The organism is Rubrivirga sp. S365 (assembly GCF_032248475.1).
GTDB lineage: Bacteria > Bacteroidota > Rhodothermia > Rhodothermales > Rubricoccaceae > Rubrivirga > Rubrivirga litoralis.
Genome location: NZ_JAVTTN010000001.1, coordinates 742403 through 761446, shown reverse-complemented (window position 1 = coordinate 761446; position 19044 = coordinate 742403). Strand labels below are relative to the sequence as shown.

Annotated in this window: 18 protein-coding genes; 6 read left to right on the top strand and 12 right to left on the bottom strand. The window is 72.7% G+C overall.

What is annotated here, in order from left to right; genetic code table 11:
* Positions 1-40: 40 nt before the first annotated feature.
* The gene (locus tag RQM47_RS03430) at positions 41-3169 is read right to left on the bottom strand and encodes a VPS10 domain-containing protein (protein WP_311661121.1); all 3129 of its coding nucleotides are present in this window, start codon (positions 3167-3169) and stop codon (positions 41-43) included.
* Positions 3170-3366: 197 nt separating this feature from the next.
* Here RQM47_RS03430 and RQM47_RS03425 point away from each other — a divergent pair, with 197 nt between their 5' ends.
* Positions 3367-3672: a YhbY family RNA-binding protein gene (locus RQM47_RS03425; RefSeq protein ID WP_311661120.1), complete on the top strand. Its 306-nt coding sequence runs from the start codon at positions 3367-3369 to the stop codon at positions 3670-3672.
* A 29-nt stretch (positions 3673-3701) separates the two neighbouring features.
* On the opposite strand, the gene RQM47_RS03420 is transcribed toward RQM47_RS03425, so the two are convergent.
* The 5 genes from RQM47_RS03420 to ychF all read right to left on the bottom strand — a co-directional run bounded on the left by RQM47_RS03420 (position 3702) and on the right by ychF (position 7379).
* Positions 3702-4655: a hypothetical protein gene (locus RQM47_RS03420; RefSeq protein WP_314007362.1), complete on the bottom strand. Its 954-nt coding sequence runs from the start codon at positions 4653-4655 to the stop codon at positions 3702-3704.
* The gene (locus RQM47_RS03415; protein ID WP_314007360.1) at positions 4649-4855 is read right to left on the bottom strand and encodes a hypothetical protein; all 207 of its coding nucleotides are present in this window, start codon (positions 4853-4855) and stop codon (positions 4649-4651) included. Before RQM47_RS03415 ends, RQM47_RS03420 begins: the two co-directional genes overlap by 7 nt.
* On the bottom strand, positions 4852-5793 hold the full coding sequence (locus RQM47_RS03410) for a hypothetical protein (RefSeq protein ID WP_314007358.1): 942 nt from the start codon (positions 5791-5793) through the stop codon (positions 4852-4854). Before RQM47_RS03410 ends, RQM47_RS03415 begins: the two co-directional genes overlap by 4 nt.
* A 143-nt stretch (positions 5794-5936) precedes the next feature.
* Complete coding sequence (locus RQM47_RS03405) at positions 5937-6155, bottom strand: hypothetical protein (RefSeq protein ID WP_311661113.1); 219 nt, start codon at positions 6153-6155, stop codon at positions 5937-5939.
* Positions 6156-6284: 129 nt separating this feature from the next.
* Entirely contained in the window at positions 6285-7379 is a 1095-nt protein-coding gene (gene ychF / locus RQM47_RS03400; RefSeq protein ID WP_314007355.1) for a redox-regulated ATPase YchF, read from the bottom strand.
* A 241-nt stretch (positions 7380-7620) separates the two neighbouring features.
* On the opposite strand from ychF, the gene RQM47_RS03395 reads away from it, so the two are divergent.
* Positions 7621-8157, top strand: coding sequence for a hypothetical protein (locus RQM47_RS03395; protein WP_311661110.1), 537 nt, complete (start codon positions 7621-7623; stop codon positions 8155-8157).
* 183 nt (positions 8158-8340) lie between these two features.
* Here the strand turns inward: RQM47_RS03395 and RQM47_RS03390 are convergent, their stop codons facing one another.
* Together RQM47_RS03390 and nusB are read right to left on the bottom strand one after the other, a co-directional pair.
* Positions 8341-9036 (bottom strand): metallophosphoesterase family protein, encoded by a 696-nt coding sequence (locus RQM47_RS03390; RefSeq protein WP_311661108.1) that lies wholly within the window; start codon positions 9034-9036, stop codon positions 8341-8343.
* Complete coding sequence (gene nusB, locus RQM47_RS03385) at positions 9037-9519, bottom strand: transcription antitermination factor NusB (RefSeq protein WP_311661106.1); 483 nt, start codon at positions 9517-9519, stop codon at positions 9037-9039. It abuts the gene before it with no gap.
* 405 nt (positions 9520-9924) lie between these two features.
* On the opposite strand from nusB, the gene RQM47_RS03380 reads away from it, so the two are divergent.
* A complete protein-coding gene (locus tag RQM47_RS03380; protein ID WP_311661104.1) occupies positions 9925-12459 on the top strand; it encodes a DNA internalization-related competence protein ComEC/Rec2 in 2535 nt (844 codons plus the stop codon).
* Between the two features lie 31 nt (positions 12460-12490).
* Here the strand turns inward: RQM47_RS03380 and RQM47_RS03375 are convergent, their stop codons facing one another.
* The 4 genes from RQM47_RS03375 to RQM47_RS03360 form a co-directional block, all read right to left on the bottom strand.
* A complete protein-coding gene (locus RQM47_RS03375; protein WP_311661101.1) occupies positions 12491-12775 on the bottom strand; it encodes a type II toxin-antitoxin system RelE/ParE family toxin in 285 nt (94 codons plus the stop codon).
* A gap of 6 nt (positions 12776-12781) precedes the next feature.
* Positions 12782-12994, bottom strand: a complete 213-nt coding sequence (locus tag RQM47_RS03370; protein WP_311661099.1) for a hypothetical protein — start codon at positions 12992-12994, stop codon at positions 12782-12784.
* A 138-nt stretch (positions 12995-13132) separates the two neighbouring features.
* Complete coding sequence (locus tag RQM47_RS03365) at positions 13133-13987, bottom strand: universal stress protein (RefSeq protein ID WP_314007352.1); 855 nt, start codon at positions 13985-13987, stop codon at positions 13133-13135.
* A gap of 815 nt (positions 13988-14802) precedes the next feature.
* Positions 14803-16074 (bottom strand): glucose-6-phosphate isomerase, encoded by a 1272-nt coding sequence (locus RQM47_RS03360; protein WP_314007350.1) that lies wholly within the window; start codon positions 16072-16074, stop codon positions 14803-14805.
* Positions 16075-16233: 159 nt separating this feature from the next.
* On the opposite strand from RQM47_RS03360, the gene RQM47_RS03355 reads away from it, so the two are divergent.
* The 3 genes from RQM47_RS03355 to glyA all read left to right on the top strand — a co-directional run bounded on the left by RQM47_RS03355 (position 16234) and on the right by glyA (position 19044).
* The gene (locus tag RQM47_RS03355) at positions 16234-16896 is read left to right on the top strand and encodes a DUF4159 domain-containing protein (protein WP_311661095.1); all 663 of its coding nucleotides are present in this window, start codon (positions 16234-16236) and stop codon (positions 16894-16896) included.
* A 136-nt stretch (positions 16897-17032) separates the two neighbouring features.
* Entirely contained in the window at positions 17033-17395 is a 363-nt protein-coding gene (locus tag RQM47_RS03350) for a DUF4359 domain-containing protein (protein WP_311661093.1), read from the top strand.
* A 314-nt stretch (positions 17396-17709) separates the two neighbouring features.
* Positions 17710-19044, top strand: a complete 1335-nt coding sequence (glyA, locus tag RQM47_RS03345; RefSeq protein ID WP_314007348.1) for a serine hydroxymethyltransferase — start codon at positions 17710-17712, stop codon at positions 19042-19044.

Sequence of the window (19044 nt, the reverse complement as noted above, 5' to 3'; positions counted from 1 at the left end):
CTACGCCGCCCCGCCCCGCCGGTTCGCGCGGGCGGGGCGGTCAGTCGGCGTCCGTGGGTACGATGACGGGCAGCGCCTGCTCGCGGACGAGCGCGTTGAACGCGGGCACGTCGCGGTCGAGGATCTGGCGGAGCGTGACGAGTTCGGCCTCGATCTCTGCCATCACCTCGTCGCGGTAGGCGTAGGCCTGGTCCGTCGGCCGGAAGTCGCCGGCGGCGACGGTCCCGCCCAGTGCCGAGAGCTCGTTGCCCAGGTTGATCCCGTAGTTCAGCGGGTCCTGTCGGCTCTGGCTCCGCGTCTCGTACAGCGCCTCTTCGACGGCCGTCATCCGCTCCACCAGGCTCTCCCCCGCCGCGCGGACCGTGTCGGCACCCGTTGCCTGGACGGGGAGGCGCTCGAGGTACGCGTTGACTTGATTGCGCAGGTCGCGGACGCGGCCGACGGACTCATTCACCTCGGTCACCTTGTCGCGGACCTCGCGGAGAAACACGAACTGCGCCTCCAAGTCCGCCGGCGTGGCCGACGAGCGGGGGTCGAGGCGGATCTCGAACGGGCGCTCCAGACTGTCCTCGCCCACGATGAGGCGCGCGGTGTAGGTGCCGGGCACGGCTTCCGGCCCGCTCAGGCCGCCGCCCCAGAAGATCATGCCGTCGAACCGGGCCGCGTCCGGGTAGCGGCGGCCCCAGACGACGCGGTTCATGCCAACCTTCGTGGGCATCTGGAGGCCGTCGTCCTCGGCATCCGACGTGAACGTCTGGACCGTCTCGCCGTCGCGGTCGAGGATGCGGAGAGCCACCGTTTCCGTGCTGTCAGGCGCCTCGGCGAGGCGGTAGTGGATCGTCACGCCGGGCTCCGGGTTCGTCCCCGCCGCGCGCGTGTCCGTCGAGCGGTAGCCGTCGACGCGGTAGGTCGACTTGGGCTGGAACAGCCACACGTCGGCCTCAGCGACGGCCGAGTTGATCTGGTAGAGCGGCGTCAGGTCGTCGAGCACCCAAAAGCTCCGCCCCTGCGTGGCGACGACGAGTTCGCCCTGCCGCACGGCAAGGTCGGTGATGGGGACAACGGGCAGGTTCAGCTGGAACGGCTGCCACCCCGCCCCGTCGCTGAACGAGACGTACATGCCTTGCTCTGTGCCAGTGTAGAGGAGCCCCGGGCGGGCGGGGTCCGCACGGATCACGCGCGTAAAGGCGCCGTCGGGGATGCCCTCATCGATGCGGCGCCAGGACTGGCCGTAGTCGTCCGTGTGGAGCAGGAACGGGCGGAAGTCGTCGACCTTATAGCGCGTGGCGGCGACGTAGAGGCCGCCGGGGCGCCGGGGATCGGGCTCAACCGAGTTGATCATCGAGCCCTCGGGCAGAAGGCGCACGGGCGGGGTGGCGTCGGTCCACGCCCCGCCCCCGTCGCGTGTCACGTGGAGCAGGCCGTCGTCGCTGCCGACCCACAGGACGCCGGGCTCGTGCGGGCTCTCGGCGAGCGCGAAGATCGTCCCGTAGTACTCGACGCTCGTGTTGTCCTGCGTGATCGGGCCGCCCGACGAGCCCAGCGTTTCAGGATCGGCGCGCGTGAGGTCAGGTGAGATGCGCTCCCACGATTGGCCTAGGTTAAGCGAGCGGTAGAGGTGGTTTCCAGCCGCGTAGAGCGGGTAATCGCCTGTTGCCTCGTCTCGGTACTGCGAGAACAGGAGCGGGAAGTTCCACTGAAACCGGATCTTCAGGTCTTTCGCCGGCGCCCCGATCGGGTTCTCCGGCCACACGTTGACGATCCGGCTCTCGCCCGTCCGGTGGTTGACCATCTGGAGGAAGCCGCCGTAGGAGCCACCGAATACGATGTCCGGGTCCTCGGGGTGCGGGGCGAGCCAGCCCGACTCGCCGCCGGCCGAGGGCTCCCAGTCGCGCTCGGTGATCGTGCCGCCGGCGCTCCGGTGGGCGATGCGGATGGTCGAGTTGTCCTGCTGGCCGCCGTAGATGCGGTACGGGAAGTGGGTGTCCGTCGTGACGCGGTAGAACTGAGCCGTCGGCTGGTTCATGTAGGTGCTCCACGTCCGCCCGCCGTCGAACGTGACCTGGGCGCCGCCGTCGTCGGCGATCACGATCCGGTCGCCGTCTTCGGGCGCGATCCAGATGTCGTGGTGGTCGGCGTGCGGCGTATCCACGCTCTCGAACGTCTTGCCGCCGTCGGTGCTCACCCAGAGCTGGACGTTGAGGACCCAGACCTTGTCGGGGTCTTGCGGGTCGGCGCCGAGGCGCGTGAAGTACCAGGCGCGCTGGCGCAGGTTGCGGTCGGTCGAGACGCGCGTCCAGGTCTCGCCGGCGTCGTCGGACCGGAAGAGGCCGCCGTCCTCGTTCTCGACGAGCGCGTAGACGCGGTCGGGGTCGGCCGGCGAGATCGAGACGGCGCTGATGCCCCAGATGCCGTCGGGGAGCCCCTCACGATTCGAGATGTCGGTCCACGTGTCGCCGCCGTCGGTCGACTTCCAGATCGACGAGCCCTCCCCGCCCGACGAGAAGCTGTACGGCGTGCGGCGGACGCGCCAGATGCTGGCGTAGAGGATGCGCGGGTTGGTCGGGTCCATTTCGAGCTCGAAGGCGCCCGCGTCCTCGTTGACGAACAGGACGTGCTCCCACGTGTCGCCGCCGTCCGTCGAGCGGAAGACGCCGCGGTCCGCGTTCGGGCCGAACGCGTGGCCGAGGACGGCCGCGTAGACCACGTCCTCGTCCCGGGGGTGGACCACCATGCGCGGGATGTGCTGGCCGCCCTCGAACCCGAGGCTCCGCCACGAACGGCCCGCGTCCTCGCTTTTCCACATCCCCCAGCCCGGCGACACGTTGCCGCGGAGCGACTTTTCCCCGCCCCCGACATAGATCACGTTGGGGTCACTGGGCGCGACGGCCACGCTCCCGATCGAGCCGCCGAAGGAGCCGTCGGAGATGTTCTCCCACGTGCCGCCGGCGTCGGTCGTCCGCCACACGCCGCCGCCGGTCGCGGCCTGGTAGTAGGTCAGCGGGTCGCCCGCGATGCCGGCGACGCCCGACGCGCGCCCACCCCGGAACGGGCCGACGAGCCGGTACTCGAGCGACGAGAACAGCGCCGAGTCGACGGGGGCGGGTTGGGCACGGGGACCGACCGCGCCGAGCAGGAGTCCAGTGAGACTGAGGAGCAAGAGGCGCATGGGAACGAACGCAGGGGGCAGGGTGGACGGGCGGAAGTCTACGCCCTTCACACGCCGCTCATGCTCCGCCCCGCCCCATGCTGCTCCCAGACGCGCGGGCGGGGCGGCCTTCAGCGGAGGCCACCCCGCTCCGACGGAACGGCCGGGGGCGGGGCGGGTTGATCCGAGCCGCCCCCACCCCGCCCCAGACTCGCCCCGTGCCCGACCTGACCTCGAAGCAACGCGCCCACCTCCGCGGCCTCGCCCACAGCCTCAAGCCCGTCGCCCACATCGGCAAGGAGGGCGTGACGGAGGCGGCGGTCGACGCGCTCCGCCAGACGTTCGCGACGCACGAGGTGGTCAAGGTCCGCGTGCTGGAGGCGGCGCCCGATGACGCCCGCACGACAGCGCAGGCGCTCGCTCAGAAGATCGACGGCGCAGCCGTCGTGCAGACGGTCGGCCGCAACGCGACGCTCTACCGCCCGGACCCCGACGACCCGACGATTCGGCTTCCTACGCGCTGAATGGGCGGGGTGGGGACTGAAACGGTCGTTTACCGCCTAGCAGGAACGAGCGGGGCGGTCCACCCCGACCGAGACGTGCGGGCGGGGCGGTCAGTGCGTACCGGGGCCGAGCACTCGGCGGGCGGGGCCAGGTGCCGGTCGAAAAACGAGACGACCCGCTCGGCGTACGCCTCCGGCGCCGTCTTGAACGCGTCGAGGTGCTCGGCGACAGCGACCGTCCACCGCTCGCAGCGGATGCCGGCCCGCGCGAACGCCGGCACGTAGCGGCGGACGCCGGCCGGGGGCGAGAGGTCGTCCGCCCCGCCCGCGATCATCAGCACGCCGCGTAGGCCGGTGGCCCGAGACGCTTGGCGGAGCGGGTTGAGAGTTGGGAACAGCGGCCGTCCCCACCGCACGACCGCGCTCTGCACGCGGCGCGCGCGCGACGGCGCGTCGCTGTTCGACATGGCATGGAGCGCATCGACCTCGTTCGCGTACGGCGCGTCGAGGACGGCGGCCTGGAACGGGTGGCCTGGCGTCGCGAAGGCGCAGGCGCCGTAGACGGCCCCGAAGCACACGCCGAGAAAGCCGACCGGCAGCCCCGGCGCTCGGCGAACCGCCTCCTCACCGGCCGCGAGCACGTCGCGGGGGAAGAGGACGCTCTGCTGCGGGGTCTCGCCAAACCCGCCAAAGTCGAACAGAAGAACGTGGTACCCCGCCCGGCGGAGCATGGCAGTGTGTCCGTGCTCCAGAAAGAACCCTTTCCCGCTCCGCTTGAACGGGTGCGCGCAGACGACGACGCCGCGCGCCCCGCCCTCGGCTCGGCCCCAGAGTCCGGCCACGCCGTGCCCGTCGGACCGGGAGCACCAGACGGACTCCCATGCCCCCGACGCCGCCCCGCCCTCGGGCCGCGCCTGGGGCGTCCGAGTGGGACGGAACACGAACCGGCGGTAGAGCCGGACGCCGATGGGGTCGAGGGCACGGGAAGCGAGCGCCCTCAGCACGGCTTCTGGGGGAAGCGGTCGTCGAAGTCGGGGTTGGCCACGACGCCGGAGTCTGATCCCGGCCCGCCCGGCCCACCGGGATCGATGTCGCACTTGGTCGCCGTTCGGTCGTGGATCAGGCCGAGGTCGATGAGCGCCGGGGACTCGTACGCGCGCGGTGCCACGATGGACGTCGTCTCGGAGTGGGTGTGGGAGGTCATAGCGAGGCGCCCGTAAGGGCGGGGTGGTGAAAGGAAAAGCCCGCGTTGGAGGGAGTGGCCACGCTGCGGGCGTGCGTGACGACAGAATCGGCCAGCCGGGGCAGCTCGTCGAGCGAGCGGGGCACCGTCAGCCGAAACAGTGGGACGTACCGGGCGAGCGCGGCGTAGCTGCGAAGGCAGCGGTCGCCCGATCCGGTCGAGCGCGCAAGAGCGCCGGTAAACGCGTGGTGAGCGACCTGCTGGAACGCGTCGAGAGTGGAGAGTCGCTCGGTGCGGAGAGCCGGTCCGGGTTCGAGCACGTAGATCGCGCGCAGGGGGCACGCCGTGGGCACCGTTGAGACTGTCTTTCTCCACTTGGCGACAGCCGAATAGGCAGGACGGAGGGCGTTCAGGTCGTCGTCCAGCGCCTGCGCCGTGTCTTGCGTCACCTTGAGGAACGGGTAGCCGCCCGCGACGCTCGGAGCCGCCGCGTCGAGGTCGCGCACCGGCAGCACGTCATCCGTGATGAGCCGTCCACCCCGCCCGACGAGCGCCGCCGCCGTCGTCGATTTGCCGGCGCCCTGATCGCCCAGGAACGCGACCGCTCCGCTCTCGACGGCGACGGCACTCGCGTGGAGCGTCAGGACATCGCGCTGGTGGAGGATGGTCGCGAGCCCTTGCCCGAGCACGAGCGAGGTCAACGCCTCGTGGTCGTCACCGTCAACCAGGATCTCCCGCCCGTGCCGAGCCAGGACCACCCCGCCCCCGAGCGTCCCGAGAAACACGTGGCCCGGCGACGCCTCGAAGCAGCCCGGGCGGGGCGGCCGAGTGGCGAGCGAACGCGCGGGACCAAACCGGACCACGACGTCGGGCTCACCGCCCGCCGAGGACGCCCCCCCGAGCGGCAACTCGGTGCCGACGCGGAGGCCGTAAAGCGAGCAGGTGGGCAGACGAGACACGGGCAAGACGCGGGACGAGCGGGGCTGAGCGTCCTCACCCTGCTCATTCCGGTCCAGTCTCACCAATCGGCACTATAGACCTCTAAAACGGCACATATCGGAGCGGGCCGTGCCTGCCGGACTCCGCGCGTGCCGCTCCGCCCTTACGCCTCCTCGTCCCGCACGTTGACCGACAGCTTGTAGAGCCCGCGCCCGACACGCGCCACGCGCCCCCGCTTTACCAGCTGCCCCAGAATCCGCCCTGCGTAATCGGGCGTGGTCCCGGCCGCCTCGGCGAGCGTGTCGCGGTGGACAGCGCCGGGGATCCGGGCGAGGTGGTACAGGACGGTCTGCGTGACGGACGGGGAGTCGAGGGCTTCCACGGGCGGGGCGGGGTGGTGTAGGGCAGCGCGTTGTACGACCGCCCCGCCCGGAGAGGTCCGTCGGGGCAGGGCGGCTCCTGCTCTCCCCACCCCGCCCTCGCGTGCCTCGCAGGCGGGGCGGTCTCTGCGCTACACGTTGAACCGGAACAGCATCACGTCGCCGTCGGCGACCACGTACTCTTTTCCCTCGCTCCGCATGGCGCCGGCCTCGCGGGCGGACGCCTCCGACCCCAGCCGGTCGTAGTCGGTGAACTTGATGGTCTCGGCGCGGATAAAGCCCTTCTCGAAGTCCGTGTGGATGACGCCGGCCGCCTGGGGCGCCTTCGTGCCCCGCGAGATCTGCCACGCGCGCGACTCCTTCGGGCCAGCCGTGAAGTAGGTGATGAGCCCGAGCAGCTCATACGCCGCCTGCGCGAGCCGGTCGAGCCCGGACTCCTCGACGCCGGCGGCCTCCAGGAACTCGGCGCGGTCCTCGTCGGGGAGGTCGGCGAGCTGGGCCTCGAACTCGGCCGAGACGACGACGACGCCGGCGCCCTCCTCGGCCGCCCGCTCGCGGACCTGGTCGACGTAGGCGTTCCCGTCGGGGAGATCGCCCTCGCCCACGTTCGCGGCGTAGAGGACGGGCTTGGCGGTCAGCAGGAACTGCTCGCGGAGGACGGGCGCCTCGGCGTCCGACACCTCGACGGTGCGGGCGGGGCGGCCGTCGCCCAGGTGGCGTTCGAGGCGCTCCAGGAAGTCGGCCTCCAGCTTGGCGCCCTTGTCGCCGGTCTTGACCGACTTCGCCACGCGCTCGCGCCGCTTCGAGACCGTGTCGAGGTCCTTCAGGAGCAGCTCGGTCTCGATCGTCTCGATGTCGCGGAGCGGGTCGACCGAGCCCTCGACGTGGACCACGTTGGGGTCCTCGAAGCACCGCACGACGTGGACGACGGCGTCGACCTCGCGGATGTGGGCGAGAAACTGGTTGCCCAGCCCCCCCCCTTTCGACGCGCCCGCCACGAGACCCGCGATGTCGACGAATTCGATGACGGCTGGGAGCGTCTGCGCCGAGCCCGCGAGTTCGGCGAGCCGGTCGAGCCGCGTGTCCGGCACCGGCACGACGCCCACGTTGGGCTCGATCGTGCAGAACGGGTAGTTCGCCGCCTCGGCGCCCGCCTCGGAGAGCGCGTTGAACAGGGTGCTCTTCCCGACGTTGGGGAGCCCGACGATGCCGACGCGGAGGGCCATGCGAGTAACGGGTGATGGGTCACGGGTGACGGGTCGGAGACTAGCGAGCGGGGCGGGGCGGGGCGGGGGAGTCAGCGCGAAATGCGGAGCAACGGCGCACCGGGGGCGGGGTGGCCCCGTGATCGCCCGTTCCGCCACCCCGCCCGTTGCTCGTGCCGCCCCGCCCGCGGTTCCCACCCCGCCCTCGCCTCTGCCCATCCCTCCGTCCCGTATTCCTCCACCCCTCCTGCTACCTTCCGCCATGCGCCGCCTCCTCCCCGCCCTCGCCCTCGTCTGGTGCGCCCTGCCGGCGTCGGCGCAGGACGCCGCGCCGGGCGCCGCCCCGCTCGGGAGCGCGCCGCGGCTCTACGTCGGCGTGGGCGCGCTGCCGGGCGTAGGCGTCGTGGCCTTCGGGACGGCCCCGGTCGTCGACGTGTTCACACGCGAGCTCGTCCTCTACGCCGACTACGTCCCGCGCGTGACGGGCGGGGCGGGGCGGCTGGAGACGGCCGTCGGGCTGGGCGGGGCGGTCCGCGCGCTGCGGATCGTCGAGATCGTCCGAGACAGCGACCCGGGGCCGCTCGACCTCGACCTCGGGCTCCGCATCGGGCCGTCGTTCTACACGGCCTTTTTCGAGCAGTCGGCCGAGAGCCGGTCGCGCGCCTTTAGCGTCATGCTCGACCCGTTCGCGCGGGGCACACTGCGCCTGCCGTCGGGCCGCGTCGTGTTCGCTGAGCTGGGAGCGCAGAGCCCGTCGCTCCGGGTCGGGCTGTCGACGGCGCTGGGGGCGGGGCGGTAGCGCCTGGGCGGGGCGGTCGTCCAAGGCGGGGCGGTCGCCCAAGCGGACACCATGCATGGTGTCCCTACGGGTGCCTGAACGCGAGCGGGGCGGCCACCCCGCCCTCCACACGGACGCCGTGCGGGGTGGTCCTACGGGTGGATGCCTGGAAAGGGGTGGGGTGGTCCCTCCACCGCCCCGCCCTCACACGGCCAGTTCGGCGGTCTCCACCGACAGGAACCGGCGCTCGGGGAGCGAGACGCCCGTAAGGCGACCCAGGCCCGGGCGGTTGGGGAACACGGCGCCCGTGTCGATCCCGATCAGCCGCGGCGTGTCGAGCGGCTCGGTGACGGGAGTGTGGCCGCAGACGACCGGCATCTCCCACGCCGCGAGGTTGGCGTCGAGGTGCTTCCGCGTCCAGAGCAGGATGGCCGGGTTGGGGTCGGCGAGGTTCTCGGCGACCGACTTCCGCGTGTCGAGCCCGGCGTGGACGAAGGCGAACCCGCCCCGCTCGACGGCCAACTCGGTCCGGCGCAGGAAGTCAACGTGCTCGGAGGGAATGGCGAAGTCGCCGCGGCGCTCGTAGGCCGCGAGCGTGGTCCGCCCGCCGTTGGCCCACCACAGCTCGACGTCGCCGGCGCCGTCGACGTAGTCGAGCATCATCTGGTCGTGGTTGCCGCGGAGGAACACGTACTCCGCCCCGCCCTCCTGCGCCTCCAGCGCGAGGAGGCGGTCGATGACGCCCGGGCTGTCCGGCCCGCGGTCCACGTAGTCGCCCACGAAGACGAGCGTGTCGCCGGGTCCGAGCGCGCCGCCGGCGTCGGCGTCGAGGGCGGCGAGCAGGGCGTCGAGCGTGCGCGCGCAGCCGTGGACGTCGCCGATGGCGTAGAGGCGGTCCACTTAGCCCTTCGTGCTCGTGTTGACGAGGCCGCGGCCCGTCTTCTTCATCCGGTCCGTCCCTTCGAGCTCGCGCAGGACGGCGTCGAGGACGCCGTTGACGAACGCCGGGCTCTTGTCGGTCCCGAACACGCGGGCCACCTCGACGGCCTCGTTCAGCGTCACCTTGGGCGGGATGTCCTCGAAGTAGAGGAGCTCCGCGATCGCGATCCACAGCACGTAGCGGTCGGTCCGCGCGAGGCGGTTGAGGTCCCAGTTCTCGATGTGCCGGTCGATGAGGACGTCGGCCTCGGCGCGCGCGTCGGCGCTCTTGAGGAACAGGCGCTCGGCAAAGCGGAGGTACGTCTTCTCCTCGCCGAACGTGGGCCGGATAAGCGTGTCGATCACGTGCTCGACGGTGTCTTCGCTGGCCTCATACGCGTAGATCGCTTGCAGAACGCGCTCGCGCACCTGACGGCGTTTGCTGAGGCGGGGCGGCTGCGACACGGGACGGCGGGGTCAGAGAGCGGGCCGACGAAGATACCGGGCGGGGCGGGGCGGGAGCGGTCAAAAGGAGGCGAAGCGGGGGGAGGGATGGAGAGATACGCGCTCCGCGCGGGGTGGAGGAACAGGCACCCGCCACGCCCCACTCGCCGCGCAAAGACCCACCCCGCCCCATTGCAGCGGCAAGAGGTCTCGTGCGCGGCGATCCGTGAGGGCCCTCGCCCAACAACCACCCCGCCCTTTGGGTCCTAGCCCCTCCTGGCTGCGCCGATGCTGCGCGGTGTCCAGGAGGGGGATTCGTCTCACCCCGCCCCGCTCGGTCCGAACGCCGATCACGCAGGAGACCGCCCCGCCCTCGGCGAAGGCTCCGGCCGGGTTGGATCGGGCGCGCGTCCGGGTCTACCGCCTGTGCCGCTCGCCCCGCCTCCGCCCCCGCTCCGACCGTCCGGGCGCCCTCTCCTCGTCGCCGCCGTCGCGTTCGGGTGTGGGATCGCCCTCGCCCATGCCGCCCCGCCCGTCGGCGTGGCGGCGTGGGCGGGCGGGGCGGCCGCGCTCGCGCTCGCGGCCGGCGCCTACGCGTGGGCCACGCGGGGCCGCCTCGTCACGCTGCGCGGGCTCGTGCTCGCCCTGGCCGTCGCGGGCGGGGCGGTCGGCGTCGGCGCAGCGCGCCTCGCAGCGTGGCGCGCGCTGCCGGCGGACCACGTCGCGCACCTCGCCCAAGCCGCGGACTACGCGGACCTCGACCGGGACGACCGCGCGCCCGTCACGCTCTGGGGCACGGTCGACAGCGTGCCCACGGGCTCGGGGTGGAGCGTCCGGTTCCGGCTCCGCCCGGACTCGGCCGCGCGGGGCGGGGCGGCGCGGCCCGTCGCGGGACCGGTCCAGGTGTCGCTCCTGACGCCCGACGACCGGCGCCCCGTCTACCCCGCCCTCCGCCTGGGCGACCGTGTGCGGCTGTCGGGCCGCCTCGCCACCCCGCCCCGCCCGCGCAACCCGGCGCAGATGGACTACGGCGCCTACCTCCGCGGCCAGGGCATCTGGGCCACGCTCCGCGTGGACGACGAAACGGGCGCGGCCTTTCTCGCCCCGAGCGCGCGGTGGGCCGACCGCGTCGCCGTCGCCGTGCAGCGGCACGTCCGCGTGGCGCTGGCGCGGACGGTCCCGAGCGCCGAGGCGCGCGGCGTGCTGCTCGCGCTCCTCCTGGCCGACCGGAGCCGCGTCGACGGCGAGGCGCTCGACGCGTTCCGGCAGACCGGGCTCATGCACCTGCTGGCCGTTTCGGGGCTCCACGTCGGGCTCGTAGGGCTCGCGCTCTACGGGCTCCTCAAGCCACTCCTCGGGCGGCTGGGGCTGCGCCACCGGACAGTCGAGGCGCTCCGCGCGGCCGTCACGCTCGCCGTGCTGGCCGTCTACGTGCTCGTCACGGGCGGGTCGGTGTCGGTCGTCCGTGCGTTCGTGATGGTGGCGCTCGTGCTGGCGGGGCGGGCACTCGAGCGGCCGTCGGACACGCTGAACACGCTGGGGGCGGCGGCGCTCGTGCTCCTGGTCTCGCGGCCGACGGCGCTCTTCGACGTGGGCTTCCAGCTCTCGTTCGCCGCCGTCGCCGCGATCGTCACGCTGACGCCGCTCCTGACGGCGGCGGTCTCGGCGCGCGTCCGTGAGCGGACCGTGGGCGGGGCGGTCGTGGGCTCCGTCGCCGTGTCGCTGGCGGCGACCGTGGGGACGGCGCCGGTGCTCCTGGCGCACTTTGGGCGGCTCCCGCTGGGCGCGCTCGTCCTCAACCTCCCCGCCATCCCGCTCACCGGGCTCACGCTGGGGAGCGGGCTCGCGGCCGTCGCCACGTCGGGGTGGCTCGCGCCGGCCGCCGCCGCGTTCGGCGCGCTCGCCGACCTGAGCGCCCGCGCGCTCCTGCTCACGAGCCGCGTCGGGGCGGGGTGGCTGGACTGGGCCGCGCTCGACGTCTACGTCGAGAGCCCGCTCGTGCTCGCCGCGCTCGCACTCGGCGCCGCGGCGCTGGCCGTGTGGCGCCGCCCCGCCCTCCGCCTGCGTCTCGCGCTCACGGCCGCCGCGTGCCTGGGCGGGGCGGCCTGGGCGCACGCGCTGAGCGCCGAGGCCCGCCCGCACCTGGACGCCGTGTTCCTCGACGTGGGGCAGGGCGACGCGACGCTCCTCGCGCTCCCGAACGGCCGCCACGTGCTGGTCGACGCCGGCCTCCGCTCGCCCTACGTCGACGAGGGCGAGCGGACCGTGCTCCCCCACCTCGCCCGCTACGGGATCGACCGCGTCGACGCCCTCGTGCTCACGCACGCCGACGCGGACCACATCGGCGGAGCGGCGGCCGTGATGCGGGGCGTCCGTGTGGATCGCCTCGTCGTGAACGGGCGGGGCGGCGAGACGGACCTGTGGGCCAAGGTCGTGCGCACGGCCGACTCGCTGGGGGTCCCGGTGCAGGTGGCGGCGGCCGGCGACACGCTCGCGCTCGACCCGGCGGTGCGGCTCCGCGTGCTCGGTCCCGCCGGCTTGCGGTCCGCTCCGCCCCGCCCGGGCAGCGGCGCGGGCAGCCAACGGCCGGCGTCAGCCAACGAGGCGTCGGTCGTCCTGCGCGTCGAGTACGGGCGGACGCGGTGGCTCCTCACCGGCGACGCCGAGCGGGGCGGGGAGGCCGCCGTCGTCGCGCGCTACGGGCCGCTCCTGGCCTCGGACGTGGTCAAGGTGGGCCACCACGGCTCGCGGACGAGCTCGACGCCGGCGCTCGTGGCGGCGGCGGGGCGGCCGGCGTTCGCCGTCGTGTCGGTCGCGCGGCGCAACCGCTACGGGCTCCCGGACGAGGAGCCGATTGCGCGGTGGGGGCAGACGGGCGCTCAGACCCTCCTCACGTCCGCCGAGGGCGCCGTCTGGCTCCGGTCCGACGGCGAGCGCGTGTGGCGCGTCGCGTGGCGCTGACGGGGCCGCCCCGCCCTCGCGGGCGGGGTGGTCACTCCCGCCGGAGCTTCCGGCCGAGATCTTGTCGGCCGTGGAGCACCGCGAGAACGTCGACCGTGTCTCGGGACACGACGTAGACGATCCGGTAACCCTCCCGCACGAGCTCCCGGATGTGGTCGACTCCGAACTCTGGTACCACACGTCCGAGTTGCGGGTGGTCCGCCAGCGCCTCGGGGGCCGCGTAGAGACGCGCCACGACCGACCGTGCGTACTGCTGCGACGCACGCTCGAAGTATTCGCCGATGCCGTCCAGGTCGTCGAGCGCTCCAGGAGCCACCCGACGCTAGCCATCGCTTCGGGGCGTGCTTCCGAGCCAGCGGCTCAACCGGGTCCGTGCCTCCTCGTGCGTGACGCTCTGGCCCTCCTCCACCTCCCGGAGCCCCCGCTCGACCTGCTGGACGACGTAGAGCTCGTACTGGATGTCCTCGAACGAGGCGTCGTCGTCGAGCCGGTCGATCAAGCGACGGGCTACTTGTTTCGGGCTTACGGTGGGCATGACGGCGAGGGCGGGGCGGGCATGATACCCGCGTCGGCCTCTGGAGGTGCCCCGGCTCCGCCGAGTCGCATGTTGCGAGCGAGTCGCGCGGGATGGCGCCGCCCCGCCCGCGAGGGCGGGGTGGGTGCCTCCCCGTCCTCAGTGGTACAGGAACAGCGGGACGCGGGCCTCGTCGAGCAGCCGCGTGGCCGACGACCCGAACACGAGCCGCCGGAGGCCGGTCTTCGCGTACGCCCCCGACACCACGAGGTTGGCCCGCTCGCCCGTGGCGTAGCCGAGGATGACGTCGGCAGGGTCGCCGCTCTCGACGCCCGTCGTCTCGACCCGGTCGAACCCGTACGCGCGGAGGTACGACGCGGCCCCTTCGAGGAGCTGGCCGCTCGCCCGGCGGTCCTCGCCGGAGCTGCCGTGGACGTGGACGACCTCGACGTCCACGTCCGTCCCGAACGGGGCGAGGTGGGCAAACTTCTGGAGCGTCCGGGCCGCCGCCGCGCTCCCGTCGTAGGCGACTGCGACGCAGCGCACGTCGGGCGTCTCGGTGCCCACGATGAGCGTGGCGGCCGCCGACTGCTCGAGGACCTTGGCCAGCGTGTGCGTCCGCTGCGTCGGGTTGGCGTAGTAGAAGTGGCTCTCGCGTCCTGCGATGAGAAGGTCGTGGACCCGCATCTCGTCGACGATGCTCTGAACGAGCCCCTCCTCGCGGATGGCGTCGGGCGTGTGGCGGACGCCGGCGGCCTCGATCTGCTCGCCGAACGACTGGGCCAGCGCGACCGCCTTCTGCTTGGTCTCCTCGGCCAGCTCGTTGCGGAGCCTCTCGGCGAAGTACATCGACCCGATGCCGCCGCCGGCCGTGTCGCGCTGGATGGCCTCGCGGTCCACGAAGGCCAAGCCGGTCACTTCGGCGTCGTGGCGTTTGGCGATGTCGATCGCCGTCTGGATCGCGGCGGGCGTGTCGGAGTCGGGGTCGAGGGCGACGAGGATGCGGCGGGTCATGGGAGGCGGAGAGAGGGGCAGGCCAAAAGCTACGCGTGCGGGAGCAGGCGGGGCTGGAGGGGAGCGTAAGACGCTCGTATCAGGTGGTATACCCTCGTGTACCACGTGGTCTGCTCGCGTTCGGGCCTCGCTCCGGGTTCTCCACACCCCTCTGTATTTCTCTTTAGAAAGTTAAGTAATGCAGAGGTAGTACTAGGTCTGTGGACAGCGTGGACAACTCCGGGCCGCCCCGCCCTCGTGGACAACCCGGCCGTCGTCCACGCGCTATCCACACTCCCGTCCACCCCGCCCGCCCGTGCGGAGGTCGCTGGGGCGGGCGCCAGCGCCGATCTCGCCCCGGCCGTCCACAAGTCCACACGTCTCCACACGAGGGCGGGGGCTCTAGCCCGGACGGCGGGGTGGACAACGCCTGGTGGACAACCCTCGGGATGCCCCGTGGACAGGTGGGGGTTGACGGAGGGCGTCCCTTCCCCATGCCCCGCGCCGTCCACAGGCGTCCCCGAGGGCGGGGTGGTTATCCACACCGTTCTCCACGGTGTGGATAGCGGTTTCCAGTGCAGAATCGACGGTCGGGAGGTCACCTCGTGCGCCCGAGCGGGCACGCAACGGAGGACCGCCCCGCCCTCAGGGAATCGGCGAGACGAGCGTCGACTTAAGGGGCTGATCGAAGCGTCCCGCCGCTGCCGGCCGGCTGAGCGACGGCCGCACAGCGGCGGCTCGAAGCGGCGGGCGCGCATGCAGAACCGCCCCGCCCCCTGGCGAGGGCGGGGCGGTCGAGAGGGGCGGTGGAGCCTCTGGGGAGGAGCCGTTCCGCCTTAGCTGGGCTTCCCGAGCAGCGAGAACATCTTCTGCTTGTAGTTCTCGACGCCCGGCTGGTTGAACGGGTTGACGCCGAGGAGCGTCCCGCTAACTGAAACGGCGTGCTCGTAGAAGTGGATGAGGCGACCCACGTTCTCGGCGTCCAGGCGCGGGAGCGTGACGGTCCAGTTGGGGACGCCACCCTCGGCGTGGGCCTCGGCTGTCGCCGCGTACGCCTTCTCGTTGATCTCGCCGTAGGTCTTGCCCGCGAGGTAGTTCAGGCCGTCGCCGTTGTCGTCCTGCTCCGCGACCTCGAGCCCTTCGCCGGCGTCGTCGATGCGGAGGAAGCTCTCGACGAGCGTCCGCTGCCCCTGCTGGACGTACTGGCCGACCGAGTGGAGGTCGGTCGTGTACTGGAGCACGACCGGGAACAGGCCCTTGCCGTCCTTCCCCTCGCTCTCGCCGAACAGCTGCTGCCACCACGCGCCGATCCCGCGCAGCGCCGGGTCCATGACGGCCATGACCTCGGTCTTGTAGCCCTGCTCGCCCAGCGCGTAGCGGTCGCCGGCGTACTGGAGGGCGGGGTGGCCGGCGTCGGCGTCCGTCACCTCGCGCGCGCCGGCGACGGCGCCGTAGAACAAGGAGCGCGTGTCGACGCCCGACGCGGCGATCGGCAGGAGGCCCACGGGCGTGAGCACAGAAAACCGGCCGCCGACGCCGTTCGGGACCACGTAGCGGCGGTAGCCCTTGTCGACGGCGAGGTCGTGGAGCGCGCCGCGGTCGGCGTCGGTCGTGGCGATGATGCGGCGGTCGGCGTCGTCGAAGTGCCGCTCCACGAACCGGCGCGCAAAGCGGAAGGCGAGGGCCGGCTCGAGCGTCGTCCCCGACTTCGAGATCACGTTGACGTAGACGCTCTTGCCGTCGAGGTACTGGAACAGCCGCTCGTGGTACTCCGGCCCGAGGTGGTGGCCGGCAAAGAGGATCTCGGGGCCGTCGTCCGAGAACGGCGTGTCGAGCGCCTGCATGACGGCCTCGGCGCCCAGGTACGACCCGCCGATCCCAATACAAAGGAGGACGTCGGCACGGTCGCGGATCTCGGCGGCCGTCTCGGCGACCGACTCCAGGAGCGCGTCGTCGGGGTCGAGCAGCATCCGACGCCACCCGAGCATCTCGGGCATCTCGGTCTCGCCGTCGAGCACGCGGCGGTGGGCCTGCGCCACGCGGTCGTCGAGGGCGGGGCGGTCGTCGAGGAAGGGGAGGACGTGCGAGCGGTCGAGGGTGAGGGGCATGGGTGTGGGAGAGGTGGAGGGGTGGAACGTCCCGCCCCGCTCGCGGTGCCGCCGCCCCGCCCTGGCTTCCGCTACCGCCCCGCTCGGGTGCCGCCACGCGAACGGGGCGGGGCGGAGCGTTGGCCGGGCGCCCGTCCTCCCCGCCCTCTGAGTCCGCCCATGCGCGCCGTTCTCGCTGCTGTCCTCCTGTTTGCCGCGTCGGCGGCGTGTGCTCAGGGCGGGGTGCAGGTCGCGCGCGTCCAGTACGGCGGCGGCGGCGACTGGTACTCGGGCGACCCGCTCCCGACGCTCCTCGCCTACGCGCGGCAGCACACGCTCCTGGACCTCGACCCGGAGCCGGTCACGGTCGAGCTGGGGAGCGACCGGCTGTTCGCGGTGCCCCTGCTGTTCCTCAACGGCCACGGCAACGTCGCCCTCACCGACGACGAGGCGGGGCGGCTCCGGCGCTACCTCGACGGCGGCGGCTTCCTCATCGTCAACGACGACTACGGGCTGGACGAGTCGGTTCGCCGCGAGCTCAAAAAGGTGTACCCCGAGCAGGAGCTCCAGCCGCTCCCGGCGAGCCACCCGGTCTACCACGCCCACTTCGACTTTCCCGACGGGCTCCCCAAGATCCACGAGCACGACGGCGAGCCGGCGCGGGGCTACGGGCTGTTCCACGAGGGCCGCCTCGTCGTGTTCTACGCCCACGAGAGCGACCTCGCCGACGGCTGGGAGCCGGAGGGCGTCCACGCCGACCCGCCCGAGGCGCGCGAGGCGGCGCTGCGGATGGGCGTGAACCTCCTGGTCTACGCGACGACGCAGGGCGGGGCGGTCCAGTAGCATCGGTAGGTCAGGACGATCAGTGGGTCAGTAGGGCGGGGTGGGCAAGGATTGGACTGACGCGCCGTCCCGCCCCTGGCGCCGCGCGGGCGGGGCGGGCATCTTCCGGCTCACCAACTCACCGACTCTCCCGGACATGACCCCTTTCCGCGTCCTCCTCGTCGGGCTGCTCCTGATCGCCGGCCTCCTGTACGTCCTCAATCCAGGGCCGGAGGCGTTCCGGCGGTTTCTGACCGAGGAACTCGCCGCGCAGGCCGAGCAGCGGGCGCGAGACGCGGGCGAGGAGGTCGGCGGCTCGTCCGGCGGCCGCGTGGCCGGCGTGATCGCCAGGCGCCTCGGGCGCGAGGCCGGCGCGCTCGCCTCGGAGGCGTTCGAGCGCGAGGACTACTACGTCGCCAGCGTCTACCGCGTCGACATCAACGGCCGCCGGCCGGGCGGGGAGTGGGCGTTCCTCGGGATCGCGAATCAGTTTTTCCCGATCGAGGCGCCCGAGCTGTAGGGCGGGGCGGAGCGGATCGGGGAGAGCAGGTAGAGCGCAAGAGCAGGTAGAGCGAGACCACCCCGCCCCGCTCGTCGGAAAGGGGGCGGGGCGGCGCACGGGCTCCTTCCACCCCGGCCCGCTCCTGAAAAAGGGCGGGGTGGCGGAAAAAGACTGCCCCGCCCCGCCCGTGCCGTCACCTTCCGCTCTCCCCGCTCTCCCCGCTCTCCCCGCTCTCCCCGCTCTCCCCGCTCTCCCCGCTCTCCCCGGCTCTCCCCGCGGCACCCGGGCGGGGCGGCGGCGTATGGACCCCCGTCCCCACCCCGCCCCGACCCATGTCCGCCCTCCAGGAAACCGACCCCGCCGTGTTCGACCTCGTCCGTGCCGAGGTCGAGCGGCAGAACGACGGGCTCGAGCTCATCGCGTCCGAGAACTTTGTGAGCCCGGCTGTGCTCCAGGCGCTCGGGAGCCCGCTCACCAACAAGTACGCCGAGGGCCTGCCCGGCAAGCGGTACTACGGCGGCTGCGAAGTCGTCGACCAGATCGAGGACCTCGCCCGCGACCGGGCCAAAGAGCTGTTCGGGGCCGAGTGGGTCAACGTCCAGCCGCACTCGGGCGCGACGGCCAACCTGGCCATCTACCTCGCCTTTATGGAGCCCGGCGACCGGCTCCTCGGGCTCGACCTCGCCCACGGCGGCCACCTCACGCACGGCAGCCCGGTCAACTTCTCGGGCAAGCTCTACGACGCCCACTTCTACGGCGTCGACGAGGACGGCGAGCGGGCGGGCTACGTCGACCTGGACAAGGTGCGCGAGGCGGCCCGCGAGGTGCGGCCGACGATGCTCTCGGTCGGGGCCAGCGCCTACAGCCGCGACTTCAACTACGTCGCGCTCCGCGAGATCGCCGACGAGGTCGACGCGCTGCTCTGGGTGGACATGGCGCACACGGCGGGCCTCATCGCCGCCGGCCTGCTCAACGACCCGCTCCCCCACGCCCACGTCGTCTCGACGACGACGCACAAGACGCTCCGCGGCCCGCGCGGCGGGATGCTCCTCGTCGGCCGCGACGCGCCCTCGCCGACGGGCGAGACGTGGAAAAAGAGCGGCAACCCGAAGTCGACCGGGCAGGTCCTCGACTCGGCCATGTTCCCCGGCGCCATCGGCGGCCCGCTCATGCACTCGATCGCCGCCAAGGCCGTCGCCTTTGGCGAGGCGCTCCGGCCGGAGTTCGCTGAGTACCAGCGGCAGACGGTCGCCAACGCCCGCGCGCTCGCCGCGGCGTTCGTCGAGCGCGGCTACGCCGTCGTCTCCGGCGGGACCGACAACCACCTCGCGCTCGTCGACTTCCGCTCCAAGGGCGTCACGGGCAAGGAGGCCGAGGCGTGGCTGGGCGAGGCCGAGATCACGGTCAACAAGAACATGGTCCCGGGCGACCCCGAGAGCCCGTTCGTGACGTCGGGCATCCGCGTCGGCACGCCGGCGCTGACCACGCGCGGGTTCGGCGAGGACGAGTTCCGCACCGTCGTCGCGCTCATGGATCGCGTGCTGGCGAGCCGGGGCGGCGACGCCGAGGCCGTGCGCTCCGAGGTCCGCGCGCTGTGCGACGCGTTCCCGCTCTACGACGTGCCCTCGCTGGGGACCGAGCCCGTCCGCGCCGCCGTCGCGCAGTGA